Here is an 18,469-nt window from a genome sequence, read left to right on the forward strand (position 1 = left end):
TTAAAAACTTAAGTAGAACTATGTAAGCACCTTTTAAAGTTTTACAGATATAGACACCAATCTTATTATTCAAGCAATTGAAAATGAATTAGGTAGCCAAATTGTTGAGATCAAATTGACAAACAGAGATACTGTATCAGTCATGATTGATTAGTAATTGGCTTATGTTGTATTTCAATCTTTAATGTAATTAAAGTTAAATATATAGAAGAGAGAGCTGTTTTCAAGAATCAGCCCTCCTTTTTTATGTTTCTATAAATCATTCATATAGATAGTATTCCAAATAATACAGCCACAATCGTCATAACTAACGCTGTTCCAATGGCATACTTGGCAGCAAAGCGAATATGGTCACCTATATCAATACCTAGGAGTCCCACTAAGACATAAATAGAACCTTGAAGCGGACTTAATAGATGCAAGGGTTGTCCCAGTAGAGAAGCTTGGCCAATTTCTAGTGGAGGGATACCAAAGTGCGCAGCCGTTTCAGACATAATAGGAATAATCCCGAAATAGAAGGGAGCATTTGCCATGAAAAAAGTAAATGGCATACTTATAAGCGCAACAATTACTGTTAATTTTGGTCCAAGAGCATCAGGAATAACTGCTATTAAAGTATCCGCCATAGCTTTAACAATACCTGTTCCATCTATAATTCCAGTAAATATACCTGCAGCAAATATCATGGAAACCACCGTTAATATATTTCCTGCATGAGCATGTAAGCGCTCTTTTTGATCTTGTAAATTTGGGTAATTAACAATCATCACGATAGCAAAACCAATCATAAACAAAGCTGGTAACGGCAAGAACCCTAGAACTAGAGCAGTTAGAAGTAAAAGTGTTAGGATTAAGTTGAACCAGAATAATTTTGGGCGCTTTATTGATGCATCCATTCCTACATCAAGAGCTGCAGCAATTTCATCGTTAAATTCTGTATCTATATTGATAACTCCTAGTCTTTTACGTTCACGTCGTCCAAGAAAATAAGAAACCCCTAAAACCCAAATCGTGCCTGCAATCATAGAAGGAATAAGTGGTAACAGTAAGTCCGTTACATCTGCTTTTACCGCCGCCGTAGCTTGTACAGCAGGACCACCCCACGGAGTCAAATTCATGATACCCATTGCTAGGGCAGGAATACAGGCTAAAATAAGTTTATTCATACCTAATCGATTGTATAGTGGGAGAAATGCAGTTACTACAATTAGATATGTAATGGTACCGTCACCATCTAGAGCAACTATCAGAGAAAGTACTGCAGTACCCATCACGATTTTTAAAGGATCGCCGCCAACCATCTTTATAATTCTTGCGACCAGAGGATCAAATAATCCTGTATCAATCAGCACGCCAAAATAGAGAATGGCAAAGATAATCATAATTGCTGTCGGAGCAATGGTTTCAAGACCCTTCATCATCATTGGTCCTAAATCAGTGAATCCGCCCAATAAAGCAAAAACAATAGGAACCACCGTTAATGCACTAAAGGCAGACAAACGCTTACTCATAATTAAATACATAAATACTACAATCATCGAAAAACCTAAAAATGTTAACATATTATACCCCCTCTAGAACTTTCCTTCATTTTCCCTCTTGTTTATCTTTAATGTCATACTTTTTAAATTCTCATGAAACTATCTAACTATCATTCTTTATTATAAAGCTGCTTTTCACAATCATTTATGAGTAAAAATAATTAGGTACCTTTTACAATTTATTGCTTTAAAAAATATTCCTAGAATGAATGTAAGGGTTTACAAAAAAGCTAACGTGAATTCCCCCTTAAGCCTACTGGATATATAGAATCATTAACAAATTATTTTCTATTCTCGTGTTCCTTAACGAATCACTCCTTTACTAAAATCTTTTGTTGATGATTGCTCAGAACCAACGGTAGTGCTCGCATCATTTGCGTTTTAACAAGCTAAATACAAGTGTTAGAGTTAATAAACTTATAGTCACTTTGTAGTATCTAAGTAATGGAGCAGTCAGATATCTCCGGATGATATCTAAAAATGATTTTACAGAACTAACTATATTCATTATTACAACCCTTTATAGAAAGTAATAATTATTACTTTTTATTTAACTGTTGTAATAATTGTGACTATTTAAAAGTATACTATCATGGCTTCTAATGAAAAGTAAATGTTTTTTTACAGAAATGAAAAGTGAAAGGGAAGTATTAGAATTAATTAAAAAAATAAAAAAGTGGTAAAAACATGAAATGTCGAATTATTTTATACATTCGATATTTCATACTTTTACCACATTCGTAAATTTAATCAGTGTAATGATAATTAATTTTTGTAAGGACTGAATTGATTTTATCCAGACGATCTTTTGTCTTTTCGGGATAATTTATAGCTATTGCACTTACAAGGTAATCGGCTACGAGTAGTGATGATATGGGCGAATTATGAAAAGCAATACTACTAGAGCTACAAGGTAATACTAAATCTGAGTACTTAACTAAAGGAGAAGAATAACTGTCAGTAATTGAAATTACCTTGGCATCGTTGCTTTTGGCAGCTGTTACGAACTCAACAGTTCTTCTAGCGTATCTTGGAAAAGAGGTTGCAATAACTAAATCTCTAGAAGTAAAAGTAATTCCTTTATCCACCCAATCACTTAAGTCAGAGACAATTAGTTCACAGTTTCCGAGTAATCGATTAAGTCCAAAAGATAGATGCTGTGCCACGGGTAAACCACTTCTAACGCTTGTACAAAATATTCGGTCTGCAGAGACAATCATTTCTAACGCTTTATTTAGACTCTCTGTAGAAATCATTTCTACTGTTGATTGAATGTTATTGAATTGACTTTCTGCACAGCGCATCCACAAATCACTCTCATCTAAGCCCTTCAAATTTGTTTCTAATCTGATTTGAGGAGCAGCATTGTTACGTAAAAGCTCCTGAAGTCCTTTTTGAAACTCTGCATATCCAGAATAACCTAGACTAAAAGTTAATCTCATTATCGTGGTCGTACTAGTTTTTACTGTCAAGGCCAATTGATCAACCGTTAAAAAAGCTACATCGACAGGATTTTTAAGGATGTAGTCTGCTACTCTCCGTTGAGTTTCTGTTAGTTGTGAGATATTATCTTTTAATTTTAATATTGGATTTTCCATACCTTCGCTCCAATTAAACAGATTATATTGTAAATTTTATTTTTTTAAGTATATAAAAAGTATTTATCACAATACTTACTTGAATTTTAGCATGTTTACTTTTTTATGTAAAAATGTTTCTTCTAAGTAATAAGGCTTACGATATGTTTTTCCTGTGTTTTATTTACAAAAATAGATTTACTTTATTAGGCACCGGTGATAAGATACATTTAAGGTTGATGTAATAAATATTACTTAAATATTAAATGTAGTAATATTTATTACTTTATTTATTTTTACGATGTTTCTCTATCTTTTTCGAAAATGCGGCAAATAAACTGTAGATATTCTGCGAATAGGGGGGGCAATATCTAATTTTACTAAATTAATTTTTGTAAGCGTTATCCTGAGTAGGGCATTGATTAGAATATATTAAAAGAGAATGGGAGTGTATATCAGTGAGTAATTTAGCACCAGTATTATCTGAAGACATTATTAAGAGAGCAAAACTTCTTAACACAACTCTTATATCCGATGCAATGGGGTGTACAGGCTCAATGGATTATAAAATTAAGCCTGTATCTACAGGAATGAAGGTAGTTGGAACCGCTCTAACTGTAAGTTTAAGACCTGGAGATAACTTATTTCTTCATCAGGCAATCTATGATGGTACAGAAGGATATGTACTAGTTGTAGATGGAAAGGGGCATACGGCAAATGCTTACCTTGGAGAATTAATGGCAGCTGCAGCTAAAGCTATTGGATTTGAGGGGATTATTATAGATGGGGCAGTTCGGGACAAAGAGACCCTTAGTCAATCAGGATTTCCTATTTTCTCAAAAGGATTTATTCCAAATGGCCCCCTAAAAGACGGGCCAGGTGAGTTACATAAGCCTATTTCTTGTGGAGGAGTATCCGTCATTCCAGGAGATCTAATTATAGGTGATGACGATGGAGTTGTTGTAGTTCCAAAAGAAAAGATTGAAGAGGTTCTTTTTAAAGCTGAAAAAAAACTAGAGTATGAGAAAACGCGTTTAGAAACAATCGAAGCATTTGAAAGAGCGCGTCTGCAAGGTGAATCTGGAGGCAACATTCAGCCTTCTTGGTTAAGAGAACAGATGAAAGCATACGGATTATAAACAGAAGGGAGAGCTTTAAAGTGAAAGTAGGTTTTATTGGATTTGGAGAGGCGGCTTTTGAGTTGTCAGTTGGCTTAAAAGGCGAAGGTTTAGAAACCATTTTTGCTCATGATGTTATGATAGACCATCCTACATATGGTCCACAAATTAAAGAACGGGCTGCTCAAGCTCAAGTAAAACTTCTTTATAGACCCGAAGAAGTTTTAAAACAAGCAGATATAGTAATGGTAGCAGTACCCGCAGATAAAGCACTTGAAGTTAGTGAAATGCTAAAACCATTTATAAAGAAAGATTGTATCTATGTAGATGTATCAGCTTCCACTCCTATCGTGAAACAAAAAGTTAACACAAATATACAAGAAAAGAATGCATTCTTTGTGGATGCCGCAATGCTAGGTCCCCTGCCGGTTTATAAACATAAGGTTCCTATTTCAGCAAGTGGTAATGGTGTAGATCGACTGATTTCCTTAATGACTCCGTACGGTATGGACATAACTAAAGTAAGTGAAAAACCTGGTGATGCCTCTGCTGTAAAACTAATTCGCAGCATTTATATGAAAGGTGTAGTTGCTCTTTATCTAGAGTTATTAGAAGCTTCTCATGAATTTAATGTAGAACAATTAGTCTTAGATTCTATTAGTGAAACTCTAGATAGTAAGAGCTTTAGAGAAACAATGAACCGATTAGTAACGGGGACTTCTATACATGCGTTAAGAAGATCAATTGAGTTAGACGGCTCTATTCAAATGCTAGAGGCTTCTAATTTAAACTCGGTTATGTCTAAAGCAGCAAAAAGTAAGTTAGAAACATTAGCATCATTTAATTTGAAAGAGAAGTTTAAAGGACAAAAGCCAGACCACTGGTTGGATGTTATCAAAGCGTGTAAAGAAGATGCTGCTGTAAACAATTAAATAAACTAATTTATTGTATCAATAGTAAGATACGGGGGGATTTACTTGGGAACATGGAATTTTCAAAGCGGTTCTATTTGGTTAGAAAAGGGGTTCATTCCAAATAAGTCTACAGGTATAACAGTTACTCATAAGAATGCCAGAGATATTCATTTATCAGAATCAAATTTAATTGTAACAACCCTAGGGGGTTTTTAATGTGGGTGGTTACTGTAATCAATGCTTATTCAAGAGAAAATAATATTATCATGTTTGAATTTAAAACAGAAAGGGAGGCAAGAGAAACTTTCGTGAAATTACAAAATCATAAAATTTTTTCTGAAATTATCTGTTGTTATAATCCAGCTTCTCCCCTAGCTGTTAACTGAGTTCTTTTAGGTTTAGGAAATCTACTTAAAAAAGATAGTGAAGAAGACCAAACAAAATGAATGAACAAGCAAATATGGTAATTCTCCAGAGCTTGATAATAAAAGAGATATAAACGTTATGTTTAAAAATAAGATAGTGTTGGTAACCAATGGCGGCACAGGAATTAGAAAGGCTGCTTCCCATGATCAAACTTGTGGAAATTAAAAAATACCTCATATGACACTTATATAAAAGATAATTGCAGGTAAGGAATTGTAAAAGAGGTTACAGGAAGAACTGTAACCTCGATGTTAAACTTCCATTCCTTTAAAAGTGTCGCTAAGGGAGTTATTTAACTCAATAAACTGTTTTTCTATAGGGGTAAATTCATAATTTAGGCGAGAGATGAGATAAAAGTCAGTGTATCTATAGGGTGATGGAACTTCTAAATAATTGTTGATGTTATAACGATTTGCGATACGCTTAGATACTAAGGAAATACCCATACCCATTAATGCAAATTGTACTAATGTTTCTGGATCACCCACTTCAATAATGTCACCTTGTTCAATATTTAAGCTCACATAAATATTATGTAGTATTGTCATGTACAAGCACTTATCAGAGAGTACAAGTATATTTTTTTGTCTTACATAATCATCAAATGTTGTGTGTTGATCAATCCCTCGACCAATTACAACCATTTCTTCTACTCCTACTTCTTTATACCTTATCTTTTTGTTGTTTAATGATCCAATTGTATAAGCTACATCAATTTGTCCAAGTAGAACTTGATTTTCAATATATTCGGTTGAACCGGTTTTTAACGTTACTGCTAAATCGGGATATGTGTTATAAAGTTTGTTTAAAGCGCTTGAGAATTCAGTTCCCCCAACTGATATCATGGTACCAATACGGAGTTTTTCGTCTTGTTTTTTCATTTTATTTTCAGTTTCTTCCCAAAGATGCAATATTTTTTTAAATTGATGGTACAATTTTTCTCCTTGTTTTGTTAATTTAACTCCTTTTGAATTTCTGATAAACAGTTCTTGGTTATAATACATTTCAATTTTCTTTATTTTTGCGGTCATATTAGATTGCAGATGGTTCAATTTCATCGCAGCAGCAGATATACTTCTTAATTCCGCCACTGAAACGAAAGCTTTCATGTTTTCAATATCCATTCATTTTCACCATCCATCAAAAAAAGTGATATATCCATCATATTTTAACATTTAAAATGATGATTCATTTTAATTATACTTGATTAAAAGGTAAGATTATCTACAAAATTTTGGAGGAATGTCTAATGACGGATCAATTAATAAAAGTAGGAATTATAGGAGGATCTTTGAATAATCAATGGGCGAGTAAAACACATATTCCAGTACTTAAAGAAAACCCTTTTTATCAAATAACCGCGATTGGAACATCAAAAGCAGAAACCGCAAAGGAAAGTGCGAGGGTACTTCATGCTTCCCATAGTTTCACAGATTATAAGAAATTAGCTAAATCTAAAGATGTTGATTTAGTAGTAGTTAGTGTAAAAGTTCCATTCCATTACAAAGCTTCAATTGCAGCCATAGAGAAAAATAAACATATTTATTGCGAGTGGCCGTTAGGCATAAATACTATGCAGGCTGTTAAACTAGCAAGGTTAGCGGGTCAGGCGAACATTCACCATGCTATTGGATTACAAGCAAGACAATCTCCCGAAGTGAATTATATAAAGGAGGCTATTAAACAAGGAGAAATTGGGAGAATCATTTCCTGCACCATGCAGGTAGCCACACAAGGGAAAGGGGGAGTAACAGATGAAGCAAACAGTTATATTTTGAAAAAAGAAAACGGAGCGAACCTTCTTACCATTAACGGTGGGCACTCGCTTGATGTTCTTTGCTACATCTTAGGTGATTTTAGAGAGTTATCGGCTGTAATGAATACGCATTATACAGAAACTCTCATACAAGGAACAGGAGTTACGATACCAAAAGATACAGCGGACCAAATCTTAATACAAGGGACACTCATCGATGACATTTCGGCTTCTGTCCATATTCAAGGCGGAGTTTATCCAGCTTTTCAATTAGAGATTAGAGGGGAAAAGGGGGTTTTTCGTTTAACACAAAATCATTCCTCAGGCCACGTGCAATTTGGTGATCTCAAAGTCGAAAAAGTTAAATATCCTACTTATTTATTAAGTGCTAAAGGTGTTTATTTTGAAGAAATAAACGTATCTTCAGTAAAAGATAATAATCCAAAAGGCTATGTTGAAAAGGCTTATAATATGTTGGCAAAAGATATATTCGAAAATAGAGGTCAAATTCCCAACTTCAATGATGCCGTTAAGCTTCATCAGCTATTGGATGCGGTTCGGACATCTGCAGAGACTGGTGAAAAAGTAGTACTTGATAGGTAAGGCATATTCATAACAACATGTATATTATGTAAAATAATTTAGGTTTATCACTTCTTGGAACGTATACAATTAAAGGTAAAAGGCAGCTAAAGGTGTTATGTGGCTGCGGTTCGTACAAGGCATCGGAGTAGGTGGTGAAGTTCCTGTTGCTGCAGCTTATATAAATGAACTTTCAGTTGCACAAGGACGGGGACGTTTTTTTATGCTGTATGAGATGATTTTTCCGCTAGGGTTAATGATATCCGCGCAGATTGGTGCTTTAGTTGTACCTAGCTTTGGGTGGAAGTGGATGTTTTTGATCGGTGGTATCGGCGGATTAATTGTCTTTTTATTTTTCTTTAAGCTGCGTGAATCGCCTCGTTGGTTAATTTCAAAGGGCAGGTTTGACGAAGCAGAACGAGTAATTGAAGAAATTGAATCGAGTACGGATAAACGTATAGAAGCAAAAATTAGTGCACCTCAAGCTGTAGTAAAAGGCAATTGGAAAGAATTATTTTCCCCTTTTTACCGCAGTAGAACGCTAATTGTCTGGACACTTTGGTTTTCTTCCTACTTTGTTGCGAATGGACTTAACAACTGGCTCCCAAGTTTATATAAAACAGTTTATAATCTTCCATTAGAGGATTCTCTACACGCAGCGTCACTAACGAATGTGATTCAAACAGTGGCTGTGTTTGCTTGCGCCTTACTTATTGATAGAGTTGGCCGTAAAAGGTGGGCAACTATTGCTTTTCTTGTTGTAGGATTACTTTTAACGACACTTTGGTTTAATGGTGCCAAATCTGCCGAAAGTGTTATGTATTTAGGTTCAGCAGCTTACGGCGTTATGGGAACAATTACGGTTCTACTCTATCTCTACACGCCAGAAATTTATCCAACACGTATGAGAGTACTTGGAATCGCGTTTGCGACAGCATGGCTGCGACTAGCTTCGGCTATTGCTCCTACGATACTTGGCTTTGTGTTAAGCGCTAAGGGAATTACCTCTGTTTTTGTTCTGTTTGCTTGTGTAGCTGCAGTAGGTGCATTTATGGCATTTAAGATGATTGAAACACGTGAAAAGGTTTTAGAAGATATTGCACCATAAAAGAGCAAGTTCCAAGAGGTAAGATTAAGCCAATCTTACCTCTTTTATTAGTGAATGCTGCTATTCATTAATTCTTACAATTTTTAAAACGTTCATTATAAGGAAAGGTTGCTTTTTTGATTGCCGTTATCTTTTATAAGTAATTTTATAAAGAATAGAGGGTAAATCATCAAGTGCAAATTAAAAGCCCACCATGTGAAATCGAAATCTTTAATAAATGCCCAATACGCAATAGCTTGTAGCCCTGAGCAAAATGTTAACACTAGAGAAATTAAAGCGTATCCTTTCCATGATTCTCTATGCAGCTTGTATAAATATAGGCTAAATAAGCCAGTGAATGAAATAAGAATATCTAGAGGGAAGAACGACCAGTTCCAAGCCATGACTATAGGGTTATCATAATCTTTGAAGGCTGCACTTTTGGGTATCCATTCAAAGTAAGTAACAATCCAATAGATAATAAATCCTATATCTGTGACAAGAAAAAAAGGTTTTAAATATTTCATCTTTTTACCTCATGTGTTCTTCCAAAGTTGATTTACTAGTATTAGCTTCTTTTTCCCCCGTCATATTTAATGTCACTACACCGATAATGATTAGAGCTATAGCAACAATCTTTAGCAGGCTTACACTTTCATTAAAGTACATAAATCCAATTAGCGTAATAATTATAATCCCCATCCCTGACCAAACAGCGTAAGCGATTGAAACCTCTAAACTTTTTAAAGTTAACGTTAAAAAGCACAAACTACAAATATAAAAAAGTATAAGTAGCACACTTGGTATAACTTTAGTAAAACCGTCTGATAATTTCATGGACGTTGTACCAGCTACTTCAAAAAGAATAGCTAAACATAGATAAATCCAATGCAAATCTTTTCGCCACCTTATTTTTTTATAGAAATGCCATTCAAAAGAATATCCATAACAGATTTTAATATTTCACTCATTGTGAGTTTAGTGTTTAGCGAGAAGTTTGGCTGATAAATTTGGTTGATTGCGCCCAAGTATAGCTCTACAAACAGTTGTAAATTAATTTCACGTATAACTCCGGTTTCTATGCCTTCTTCCATAAGTTTTACCACTAGATCCCACTCTTGCTTTAGAAAGTCATCTATCTTAACCCATTGATTATAGTGAAGCCGTTTTAAATCTGCTAATAGGCGAAAGTCCATTGTGCTAAACTCTTCAGGAACACATATAAGAACTTGAGTAATCTTTTCCGGTAAACTTAGACTTTCATCATGGAAGATTTCTTCTTCTTTGTTCTTGATCTGTAGGATGAGATTTTCAATTATCGAGTCAATGATGTCGTCTTTGGAGCTGAAATGTTGGTACATGGTTCGTTTGCTCGTTCCTAAATTCTTAGCCAAATCGCTAATAGTAAAAGACACCCCTTTTTGCTGAATTAAAAAAATGGCTTCTTGTGTAATTCTTTCTTTCATAAAAAACCTCCATTTGGTACCAGTAATAATTTTATAGTACCAAATGTATTTTACGATATATTTTTACAAAAATAAACATTTTTATCTTTTGTTTACTTTTTTAGATGTGAAGCATCTGGACTCTTATTGTTTTGGTTTTAGAGCAATTTATCAATATTTTTAAAATTAAAGTTAATATATTTAATTTTCAATATAAAATTATTTAATTTTATTGTTTTTAATATTAAATATTTGTTATATAATCAAATTAACTAAAAGAAGGAGATTTGATTATGGCTTATAAAGTAATTACAAATTGTCCTGTTTGCAGTGAAACATTAAAAATTACAAAGCTGCAGTGCACTCATTGTCACACGACAATTGAAAATGAGTTTGAATTATCTAAACTGGCATCCTTATCAAGTGATCAGCTTCATTTTGTAGAAGTATTTTTAACCTGCAGAGGAAATATCAAAGAAGTGGAAAAGGAACTGGGCGTTTCGTATCCAACCGTCCGAGGCAAGCTTACTGACATCATTTCATCTCTTGGGTATGTAGAGAAGAAGAAAAATGAAGTAGATGAGAAAAAAGTTGTGTCTATGTTAGAAAATGGTGAAATTACAGCAGAAGAAGCCATTAAGCTTTTAAAAGGAGAATAGGGAGGGATTTTTTATGAAAGAGGAAATTACAAAAGTGTTAACAATGGTTCAAGAAGGCAAAATTGATGCGGAAAAGGGATCAGAACTGATTCAAGTATTAAAAGAGAAAGAAGAAACAGGAAATACGCTTTTGAAGAAACCAAATGTGTATTTAGATAAAACGTTAAAAATTCGAGTTGTGTCAACTGAAAACGATAATGTGAAGGTTAATTTGCCTATCAAACTTGTCAAGCTGGTATTAATGGCTGGACACAGCATCGCAGCGAGTATTCCTCAATCAGAAAAATATGTAAAAGATATAGACATAAACCTTATTGTTGAAGCAATTGAAAACGAGTTAGATGGTCAAATTGTTGATATTAAATCGGCAAACGGCGATACCGTTTCAGTCATTATTGAGTAATGGTTCGCTTATGATTCATGTAAAAGTGAAAACCAAAGAAGCTCGGTTTAACATCCCTATTCCATATGCTCTTTTAAACGTTGTTATCAGCGTTGTTTTTTCAAAATTTATCCAGAAGCATGCAGATAAATGGACAAAAGAACATTTTAAAAGAAAAGAGCTGAATTTTACTTTTCCGATAATCGATAAAAGATTGCTAAAGCCTATCGTTAAGGAACTAAAGAAACATAAGGGAATGGTTCTAGTAGATGTCAAAGCTGCTGACGGTACGGAAGTAAGAGTTAAACTATGATGTAGCTTTGCAAAGTGCCTACCCGCGTGTAAAAATAAAACCTTATTCGTCCATATAGATGTAAAAAAGGCTAAAAAAAGAGATCATACAGTTTGCTATCGTGCTGTATGATCTCTTTTTTTCTCTGCTTCTTTCCTTTTCTTATTTAACCTATATCCGGAATATGTGCCCCCAAATATGGCAACAAACATAGCAATCCATATTCCTATCCACACTGACATCGTATTAAAACGCCCCTTTGCTACTTGATTTTATTAAGTATTTCTTTTTATTAAGCAGCTCTGTAGTTGATTTTATCTTTTTAAAAAATCCAAAACTCACTATCATAAGCTATTACTAACAAAATAACAGAATACTAATTTTTATGTAAAAAGCTTTAAAGCCCAGGGACTATATCTATGCGAATTAAACTGGAGTGTATACCAACATCTTCCACTTTTACCTTTAGAAAAAGAAGTGATAAGTCATAGAAGAAATAAGGTTTCCTTCATAAAGTAAATATTTTCGCGTCAAAATGGGTCATTGACAAAGAAAGTTCAGAAAAATATAATACTTATTATATTCTAATATTTTAATGCTTAAATGTTTAAAAGCAGCTAGGAGTTTACATATGACTCATACATTATCCTTAAATTCTTTATGCAGACTTCATACAAATCTAGCAGAAGTCGATATTCAAAAGATTGATGAAGTTGCTAAAAATTTGCCGCTTATTGCTGATTTAAACCGAGCAAATGTGTTTATCGATTGTTTAACAAAAGAAGGACAGCATGCAGTTGTAGTAGCAGAAGCTGCACCAGAAACTGCACCGTCAGTTTATGAACGTCCAGTCGCAGGGAAATTTGTGTACGAAGCGTTTGAACCAGCAGTATTTTACACGCTGCAAAATGGAAAACCGATGTCTTTAAATCGTGCCTTAACACAAGAAGGAAAAACGGTAGAACAAAGTGTGGTTCCTATTAAAGGATTTAATAATCGTGTAATTGCTACATTGATTATGGAGAAAGATATCAGTGAAGTAGTTGAACGTCAAGAAAAAATGAAAACGCTATCAAATACAAATGATACGTTAAGCGAAATTTTAATGGAGATGACAGAAAATGCTTCGCTTATTCCAGAGTTTATTGGAGAGGCACTTTTCTTTATTGATCCTAATTTACACATTCTATATTTTAATTCTGCTGCTTTTAATTTGGTTTCTGAAGTCTGTTCCTCAGAATGTAAGACAGGCAATCAAATCATCGAATATTTTCCTTGTTTAGAAGAGTTATTTTATCATCCAGAAAAGTTGTTTATGCACGAAGTGACCATTTTAAATAAGGTGTTTCAAGTCAAAAAAGTTAGTTTAAAACAAGAAAATCCAACGAATGGCGCTTTTATTACATTTCGAGATATGACTGAACTTAGAGAGAGAGAAAGAGAACTTGTTGTCAAATCAGTCATGATTCAAGAAATTCATCATCGCGTCAAAAATAATTTACAGACTATTGCGAGTTTATTAAGGCTCCAGATGAGAAGGGGCCTTCCTGAAGAAAGCAAGGCTCATTTTGTCGAGAGTCTTAACCGGATTTTAAGTATCGCTTCTGTGTACGAGATTATTCTTTCCAACTCTAGTGTAGACAATGTAGATATTCTTAGTTTGATTGAGAAAATTGGTAATATGCTAGTGTATAGCTCTACGGATGAAAATAAAAATATTTCAATTGAATATTCGGGCACTCAGCTTTTTACAAAGTCGGATAAAGCTGTCTCCATAGCATTAATTATTAATGAGCTCATTCAAAACTGTATGAAACATGCGTTTAAGGGGCGAGAAGAAGGTAAGGTTCACGTTTCTTTTCAACAGAATAACTGTGAGATAGAGGTTACAATTAAAGATAATGGTGTTGGATACTCAAAAGAAGCCAAACCATCTTTAGGATTAGATATAGTTACCATGATGGTCACTCACGATTTATCTGGTCAATTTTCGATTGAGAGAACTGCAAATGGCACCATGGCATCAGCTAGGTTCCCATTAGAAAGAGGCGGACACCGTGACTAAACGAATTATGATTGTTGAAGATGAGTCAATTGTACGACTAGATTTATCAATGATGCTCTCTGATAATGGTTATGAAATAGTAGGAGAAGCTGGAGATGGAGAAAAAGCGGTTGAATTAGCTTTTGCACTAAAGCCAGATCTGATTATTATGGATATAAAAATGCCTAAGTTAAATGGACTAAAAGCAAGTGAAATTATTTCAAATAAATATAATATTCCTATTCTGCTGTTGACAGCATACAGCCAGAGGGAGTTTATTGATAAAGCAAAAAAAGCGAATATAGTAGGCTATTTAGTAAAACCGATAGCTGAATCAAATTTAATTCCAGCAGTTGAAATCGCTCTACAGCAAGCAGAAAATGCAAAAATGTATGAGCAAAAAGTTCAGGAAATGAATAATGAACTGAAGAAACGAAAAATTGTTGAAAAAGCAAAAGGAATTTTAATGGATAAATATAATTTAACAGAAGATCGTGCTTTCAAAAAAATGCGGACTATTAGCATGAAAAAGCAGGTTACACTAGAGAAGTTAGCAAAACACATCATTGAGAAATATGGAACTTAACCTCACTGTACAAGTAAATAGTTTGAGCAAAGGTGCTTAGTGGTTTTAAGTGATAAAAAACCACCTGGCACCTTTTTGTCTTTTTTAAGGGAACAATTTTAATCTTTCTCTAGTAGCAAAGCTCTTGACAGGTTACTTCATACGCTTTAAATAGATAGAAATAGTTAAACTATTATCTATTTAAATAAAAATCATCATATAGGGGGAATTGGGTGTGGTTATCATTGGGAAAATCGTGATTTATATTATCATGACTTGTGCAGTGTGTGGGGCTATTGCTGCGATTAGAAATAGTGATGAAGGATTAGGAAAGCAATTCATGGAAGGGTTACATTCTATCGGGTATATTTTTATACCAGCGGCTGGTATCATGGCTGCAACTCCATATCTTTCGTGGTTTATTAGTACGGTATGCGGTCCTTTTTTCTCAGCTATTGGGGCAGATCCTGCTATCGCTGCAACCTCTATCTTAGCAACGGATATGGGAGGATATCAATTAGCACACGTATTAAAAGAGTCGTATGAAGGATGGGTCATGGCTATGATAGTAGGATTTATGGCCGGAGCAACCATTGTATTCTCGATTCCAGTAGGACTTGCCATGCTTGATAAACGCGACCATAAATATATGGCGCTCGGCGTTATGTCAGGTGTGTTAACGATTCCAATTGGGGCTTTTATTTCAAGTGTTTTAATTATGGTAACCAATTCTGATGTGCGTAAAATTATTTCCACTACAAGTGATTCAACATACGAATTTACGATAAGTTATTTGAAAATTATTTTGAATTTATCTCCACTTTTATTATTTGTTGTGCTGTTAGCGGTAGGACTATATTTCTTGCCTGATTTAATGATTAAAGGGTTTATGTGGTTTGGGCGTATCATGGATGCTGGAATTAAGCTAGTTCTTGTTTTTTCCATTGTTGAAATTTTTACAGGCTTATTCTCTCATCTATTTGGAAGCTGGGGATTTCATCCGATCATGGCAGATAAAGCGGATCAATTCCGTGCGCTAGAAACAGCAGGTTATATTGGCATTATGCTTGCTGGTGCATTTCCAATGGTTTATTTGCTTCAAAAATATGCAGGAAAGCCGCTTGAAGCTGTAGGGAAAAAACTTGGATTAAGTAAAGAAGGCAGTGCAGGTATTTTAGCTACAATTGCTAATATTTTGGCGATGTTTAAGCTCATTCGAAGCATGCCTCCAAAAGACAAAGTTATTAATATTTCGTTTGCAGTTTGCTCGGCATTTTTATTAGGAGATCATTTATCCTTTACAGCCAATTTCCAGCCGACATTAATTCTCCCAGTTATTATCGGGAAGTTCTCTGCGGGTGTAATAGGCATCGGTTTAGCATATTGGCTATCTGTTCCAAAAGCCTTAGAGCTAGAAAGGAAGGATCGTGAAGCAGGCATTATTGGAAAAGACGAGTACTTAAGTTCAGCAGCTGAAGAAAATGAAAAGGTAGAAGAAAAAAGCAGTAAGACACAAGTGATGTAAGCATTGTATAGAATTTGTACGATAAGGGAGAGGTAATTTTTTATGAGTGAAGAAAAAAAGCGTTTTATTCAAGAGTTTGTGCCGGGAAAACAAATTACATTGAGCCATTTAATTGCAAATCCAGATCCGGATATGTTCGAAAAATTAGGTATACAACAAGAAGGAGCTTTAGGTATTTTAACATTAACTCCAAGCGAAACGGTTATTATTGCAGGGGATTTGGCTACAAAAGCTGCACATGTTCAGTTAGGTTTTTTAGATCGTTTTACAGGAAGTCTTGTTATTGTAGGAAGCGTTTCGGAAGTGGATATGGCCATGAGAGAAATCAATCGTTTTCTCTCAGAAACATTAGGGTACACGCCTTCAATTATTACAAAATCCTAATTGTATAGTAGGGAGGGAAGACGTATGCATAAAAAAAATAGAGCCATGCTCATTGGCTCAATTGGTGCCGGCAAATCGACATTAACAAATGCTCTGCTTGGAAAGCCGGTCGAGGCAGTTAAAACACAAGCTTTAATCTATTATGATTGGATTGTTGATACACCTGGAGAATATGTTGAAAATCCTTTTTTTTATAAAAATATTATGGCAACCGCTCTTGAAGTTACACATGTGTTATATTTGCAGGACGCCACAAAGAAAAAGACAGTCTTTCCACCTAATTTTAGTACAGGCATTAATAAGTTAGCTATTGGGGTCATTACAAAAAGTGATGCAAAAGATGCTGATGTGAGCTTAGCTATTAAAAAAGCAAGGCAAGTAGTTGTAAATGGTCCTATTGTTGTCACTTCTTCTCGCAATAAAGAAGGGCTTGAAGAGGTTCGAGCTTTGGTACAGTGTCAGTCTTTACAAGAGATGAAACAGTATACTGATAACTGGAAATCGAAATATATTATTTTTTAATGAAAACCTTTACATTTTGTGAAAAATCAGTTATATTCTAAATATACAAAAAAATCACGGGCAAAGGCGCCTTATACAGCTATCTTTTAGGGGATAGTTCGTATGAGGTGCCTTTTTTATTTAACTAAAACACGACTAATTAGCAATCAGTAATGAATAAAACCTTTTGCTGATTGAAGGTTGATGAGGTGGAGGGATATGAAACAATACGAACCGCTAAAAGAGGAGATTATCAGCGCAGGAATTGATATAGGAACAAGCACAACCAAAATTGTGTTAAGTCAATTTTCTCTGATGAATATGGCAGGAGGAACACACTTGCCGCGTATTGAGATTATTGATAAAAAAATTATTCATCGTAGCCCGATTTATCGGACACCACTTCTCACATCAACAACAATCGATATTGAAGCAATAGAGAAGCTTGTTAGAAATGAGTATGATAAAGCAAACGTTGGTTCTGGAGATATTAAAACAGGTGCCGTGATTATTACAGGTGAAACAGCAACTAAGCAAAATGCGGAAGAAATGATTCACCATCTTTCAAATCATGCCGGTGAGTTTTTAGTTGCAACTGCGGGTCCTGATTTAGAGGGAATTATTGCAGCAAAAGGATCAGGAGCTTATCAATATTCTAAAAAAATGAGCAAAACTATTGCCAATGTAGATATTGGCGGGGGAACAGCTAATGTAGCAGTTTATCGAATGGGAAGGCTGTGTGGAACCTGCACACTGCACATAGGAGGCAGGCTGATAGAGTTTTCGGAAGATAAAATCAGCAATATTTCGCCACCCGTTAGAAACCTATTAAGAGAGTGGAATAGTACTCTTGCAACAGGTGACGTAATGGTGGAAAAAGAGATAAAGAATATAACAAATTATATGGCCGATGTGATTAGTAGAATGCTAACACGTACCATGACAGCAGAAGACAAGGTACTGCTTTTAGGTCATGAACCGAATTGGAAAGAAGAAATTGATGTCATTATGTTTTCTGGTGGAATCAGTGAGTGCCTCTATCAATATGAATCTAAAGGTTTTGAACAAGCTCCTTACCAAGACATAGGAATGATGCTTGCGGACTCTTTAAGGGGTAGTCAGAGTTTGAAAGGATGGTCATGGATTCAGCCTGATGAAACCGTTCGCGCAACTGTTCTTGGTGCTGGTACACAAACGACTGAAATCAGTGGAGCCACGATTCAAGTAGAAACCAAAGATTTACCTGTACGAAATGTACCCGTTTATCAAATTTCTTTTAAGGATGGGTTTCAAAAAAGTGTTCATCACTTAAAGGATGCTGTAAAAGATGCAATTGAGATACATGACCCACAACAGGAGGGACAAAATTTTGCCTTGTACTTATCTGGGCTTCCATACGTAGGATTTCGAGATATTCAACAATTGGCAAAAGGTCTGCTAGAAGCGGTGAAACAAAAAAACAAAAGAGATCAGCCGCTCATTATTGTTCTTGAGAGCGACCATGCCAAGGTATTGGGCCAAACGCTTGTTGCTCAAGATTCGTCGCAAAGCATTATTTGTATTGATCAAATTAAGGTGGAACACGGTGATTACTTAGATATTGGTCAGCTGCTACAAACAAGCGTAGTACCGGTAGTAGTCAAAACCCTTACGTTCCATTCATAAGAAAGG

General features: G+C 34.9%; 21 protein-coding genes. 15 read left to right on the forward strand and 6 right to left on the reverse strand.

The genetic code is table 11. The features are described from left to right. Nucleotides 1–263: 263 nt before the first annotated feature. Together AC4NPH_RS17180 and AC4NPH_RS17185 are read right to left on the reverse strand one after the other, a co-directional pair. Nucleotides 264–1,562 carry a CitMHS family transporter gene (locus AC4NPH_RS17180; protein ID WP_053487609.1) on the reverse strand — a complete coding sequence of 433 codons (1,299 nt, stop codon included), beginning with the start codon at nucleotides 1,560–1,562 and terminating at the stop codon, nucleotides 264–266. A gap of 725 nt (nucleotides 1,563–2,287) precedes the next feature. Beyond that, nucleotides 2,288–3,139: a MurR/RpiR family transcriptional regulator gene (locus tag AC4NPH_RS17185; RefSeq protein WP_063672422.1), complete on the reverse strand. Its 852-nt coding sequence runs from the start codon at nucleotides 3,137–3,139 to the stop codon at nucleotides 2,288–2,290. Between the two features lie 437 nt (nucleotides 3,140–3,576). Between AC4NPH_RS17185 and AC4NPH_RS17190 the strand changes: the two genes are divergently transcribed. From AC4NPH_RS17190 to AC4NPH_RS17205, 4 genes are read left to right on the forward strand one after another with little or no spacing between them, the layout of a single operon-like run. Next, a complete protein-coding gene (locus AC4NPH_RS17190; RefSeq protein ID WP_061859408.1) occupies nucleotides 3,577–4,257 on the forward strand; it encodes an RraA family protein in 681 nt (226 codons plus the stop codon). Between the two features lie 20 nt (nucleotides 4,258–4,277). Beyond that, a complete protein-coding gene (locus tag AC4NPH_RS17195) occupies nucleotides 4,278–5,168 on the forward strand; it encodes a prephenate dehydrogenase/arogenate dehydrogenase family protein (protein WP_098314742.1) in 891 nt (296 codons plus the stop codon). Between the two features lie 45 nt (nucleotides 5,169–5,213). Next, nucleotides 5,214–5,366 carry a hypothetical protein gene (locus AC4NPH_RS17200; protein WP_157835277.1) on the forward strand — a complete coding sequence of 51 codons (153 nt, stop codon included), beginning with the start codon at nucleotides 5,214–5,216 and terminating at the stop codon, nucleotides 5,364–5,366. Continuing rightward, on the forward strand, nucleotides 5,366–5,536 hold the full coding sequence (locus AC4NPH_RS17205) for a hypothetical protein (protein WP_168761135.1): 171 nt from the start codon (nucleotides 5,366–5,368) through the stop codon (nucleotides 5,534–5,536). Before AC4NPH_RS17200 ends, AC4NPH_RS17205 begins: the two co-directional genes overlap by 1 nt. 291 nt (nucleotides 5,537–5,827) lie before the next feature. Here the strand turns inward: AC4NPH_RS17205 and AC4NPH_RS17210 are convergent, their stop codons facing one another. Continuing rightward, entirely contained in the window at nucleotides 5,828–6,700 is an 873-nt protein-coding gene (locus AC4NPH_RS17210) for a LysR family transcriptional regulator (RefSeq protein WP_013058387.1), read from the reverse strand. A 125-nt stretch (nucleotides 6,701–6,825) separates the two neighbouring features. On the opposite strand from AC4NPH_RS17210, the gene AC4NPH_RS17215 reads away from it, so the two are divergent. Beyond that, a complete protein-coding gene (locus AC4NPH_RS17215; protein ID WP_053487607.1) occupies nucleotides 6,826–7,935 on the forward strand; it encodes a Gfo/Idh/MocA family protein in 1,110 nt (369 codons plus the stop codon). Between the two features lie 97 nt (nucleotides 7,936–8,032). Beyond that, on the forward strand, nucleotides 8,033–9,022 hold the full coding sequence (locus AC4NPH_RS17220; protein WP_491938832.1) for an MFS transporter: 990 nt from the start codon (nucleotides 8,033–8,035) through the stop codon (nucleotides 9,020–9,022). 95 nt (nucleotides 9,023–9,117) lie between these two features. Here the strand turns inward: AC4NPH_RS17220 and AC4NPH_RS17225 are convergent, their stop codons facing one another. Genes AC4NPH_RS17225 through AC4NPH_RS17235 form a run of 3 tightly spaced genes read right to left on the reverse strand, consistent with a single transcriptional unit; the run spans nucleotide 9,118 to nucleotide 10,467 of the window. Further along, entirely contained in the window at nucleotides 9,118–9,528 is a 411-nt protein-coding gene (locus AC4NPH_RS17225) for a YvaD family protein (protein ID WP_491938833.1), read from the reverse strand. A 4-nt stretch (nucleotides 9,529–9,532) separates the two neighbouring features. Further along, nucleotides 9,533–9,895 carry a DMT family transporter gene (locus AC4NPH_RS17230; protein WP_098314738.1) on the reverse strand — a complete coding sequence of 121 codons (363 nt, stop codon included), beginning with the start codon at nucleotides 9,893–9,895 and terminating at the stop codon, nucleotides 9,533–9,535. A 14-nt stretch (nucleotides 9,896–9,909) separates the two neighbouring features. Beyond that, the gene (locus AC4NPH_RS17235; protein ID WP_098314737.1) at nucleotides 9,910–10,467 is read right to left on the reverse strand and encodes a TetR/AcrR family transcriptional regulator; all 558 of its coding nucleotides are present in this window, start codon (nucleotides 10,465–10,467) and stop codon (nucleotides 9,910–9,912) included. Between the two features lie 272 nt (nucleotides 10,468–10,739). Between AC4NPH_RS17235 and AC4NPH_RS17240 the strand changes: the two genes are divergently transcribed. The 9 genes from AC4NPH_RS17240 to AC4NPH_RS17280 all read left to right on the forward strand — a co-directional run bounded on the left by AC4NPH_RS17240 (nucleotide 10,740) and on the right by AC4NPH_RS17280 (nucleotide 18,463). Then, nucleotides 10,740–11,105 (forward strand): DUF2089 domain-containing protein, encoded by a 366-nt coding sequence (locus AC4NPH_RS17240; RefSeq protein ID WP_013058379.1) that lies wholly within the window; start codon nucleotides 10,740–10,742, stop codon nucleotides 11,103–11,105. A 13-nt stretch (nucleotides 11,106–11,118) separates the two neighbouring features. After that, nucleotides 11,119–11,508 (forward strand): SHOCT-like domain-containing protein, encoded by a 390-nt coding sequence (locus AC4NPH_RS17245; protein ID WP_013058378.1) that lies wholly within the window; start codon nucleotides 11,119–11,121, stop codon nucleotides 11,506–11,508. Nucleotides 11,509–11,518: 10 nt separating this feature from the next. After that, nucleotides 11,519–11,800 (forward strand): hypothetical protein, encoded by a 282-nt coding sequence (locus tag AC4NPH_RS17250; RefSeq protein ID WP_308334015.1) that lies wholly within the window; start codon nucleotides 11,519–11,521, stop codon nucleotides 11,798–11,800. A 610-nt stretch (nucleotides 11,801–12,410) separates the two neighbouring features. Beyond that, nucleotides 12,411–13,844 carry a sensor histidine kinase gene (locus AC4NPH_RS17255; protein WP_053487605.1) on the forward strand — a complete coding sequence of 478 codons (1,434 nt, stop codon included), beginning with the start codon at nucleotides 12,411–12,413 and terminating at the stop codon, nucleotides 13,842–13,844. Beyond that, complete coding sequence (locus AC4NPH_RS17260) at nucleotides 13,837–14,409, forward strand: ANTAR domain-containing response regulator (RefSeq protein WP_013058374.1); 573 nt, start codon at nucleotides 13,837–13,839, stop codon at nucleotides 14,407–14,409. Before AC4NPH_RS17255 ends, AC4NPH_RS17260 begins: the two co-directional genes overlap by 8 nt. Nucleotides 14,410–14,623: 214 nt before the next feature. After that, complete coding sequence (gene eutH, locus AC4NPH_RS17265; protein ID WP_078082073.1) at nucleotides 14,624–15,913, forward strand: ethanolamine utilization protein EutH; 1,290 nt, start codon at nucleotides 14,624–14,626, stop codon at nucleotides 15,911–15,913. 42 nt (nucleotides 15,914–15,955) lie between these two features. After that, complete coding sequence (gene eutS / locus AC4NPH_RS17270; protein ID WP_013058372.1) at nucleotides 15,956–16,297, forward strand: ethanolamine utilization microcompartment protein EutS; 342 nt, start codon at nucleotides 15,956–15,958, stop codon at nucleotides 16,295–16,297. Nucleotides 16,298–16,321: 24 nt separating this feature from the next. After that, complete coding sequence (locus AC4NPH_RS17275) at nucleotides 16,322–16,819, forward strand: EutP/PduV family microcompartment system protein (RefSeq protein WP_053487604.1); 498 nt, start codon at nucleotides 16,322–16,324, stop codon at nucleotides 16,817–16,819. Between the two features lie 198 nt (nucleotides 16,820–17,017). Continuing rightward, on the forward strand, nucleotides 17,018–18,463 hold the full coding sequence (locus AC4NPH_RS17280) for an ethanolamine ammonia-lyase reactivating factor EutA (RefSeq protein ID WP_057273748.1): 1,446 nt from the start codon (nucleotides 17,018–17,020) through the stop codon (nucleotides 18,461–18,463). The last annotated feature ends 6 nt before the right edge of the window (nucleotides 18,464–18,469 follow it).

The sequence above is a fragment of the Priestia sp. MDV22-iso46 genome (genome assembly GCF_058629175.1).

What these genes read in the sequence shown, in the direction of transcription:
- AC4NPH_RS17180 (WP_053487609.1), bottom strand. Translation starts at nt 1,562, where the DNA reads ATGTTAACATTTTTAGGTTTTTCGATGATTGTAGTATTTATGTATTTA.
- AC4NPH_RS17185 (WP_063672422.1), bottom strand. Translation starts at nt 3,139, where the DNA reads ATGGAAAATCCAATATTAAAATTAAAAGATAATATCTCACAACTAACA.
- AC4NPH_RS17205 (WP_168761135.1), top strand. Translation starts at nt 5,366, where the DNA reads ATGTGGGTGGTTACTGTAATCAATGCTTATTCAAGAGAAAATAATATT.
- AC4NPH_RS17210 (WP_013058387.1), bottom strand. Translation starts at nt 6,700, where the DNA reads ATGGATATTGAAAACATGAAAGCTTTCGTTTCAGTGGCGGAATTAAGA.
- AC4NPH_RS17215 (WP_053487607.1), top strand. Translation starts at nt 6,826, where the DNA reads ATGACGGATCAATTAATAAAAGTAGGAATTATAGGAGGATCTTTGAAT.
- AC4NPH_RS17220 (WP_491938832.1), top strand. Translation starts at nt 8,033, where the DNA reads ATGTGGCTGCGGTTCGTACAAGGCATCGGAGTAGGTGGTGAAGTTCCT.
- AC4NPH_RS17225 (WP_491938833.1), bottom strand. Translation starts at nt 9,528, where the DNA reads ATGAAATATTTAAAACCTTTTTTTCTTGTCACAGATATAGGATTTATT.
- AC4NPH_RS17235 (WP_098314737.1), bottom strand. Translation starts at nt 10,467, where the DNA reads ATGAAAGAAAGAATTACACAAGAAGCCATTTTTTTAATTCAGCAAAAA.
- AC4NPH_RS17240 (WP_013058379.1), top strand. Translation starts at nt 10,740, where the DNA reads ATGGCTTATAAAGTAATTACAAATTGTCCTGTTTGCAGTGAAACATTA.
- AC4NPH_RS17245 (WP_013058378.1), top strand. Translation starts at nt 11,119, where the DNA reads ATGAAAGAGGAAATTACAAAAGTGTTAACAATGGTTCAAGAAGGCAAA.
- AC4NPH_RS17250 (WP_308334015.1), top strand. Translation starts at nt 11,519, where the DNA reads ATGATTCATGTAAAAGTGAAAACCAAAGAAGCTCGGTTTAACATCCCT.
- AC4NPH_RS17255 (WP_053487605.1), top strand. Translation starts at nt 12,411, where the DNA reads ATGACTCATACATTATCCTTAAATTCTTTATGCAGACTTCATACAAAT.
- eutS (WP_013058372.1), top strand. Translation starts at nt 15,956, where the DNA reads ATGAGTGAAGAAAAAAAGCGTTTTATTCAAGAGTTTGTGCCGGGAAAA.
- AC4NPH_RS17275 (WP_053487604.1), top strand. Translation starts at nt 16,322, where the DNA reads ATGCATAAAAAAAATAGAGCCATGCTCATTGGCTCAATTGGTGCCGGC.
- AC4NPH_RS17280 (WP_057273748.1), top strand. Translation starts at nt 17,018, where the DNA reads ATGAAACAATACGAACCGCTAAAAGAGGAGATTATCAGCGCAGGAATT.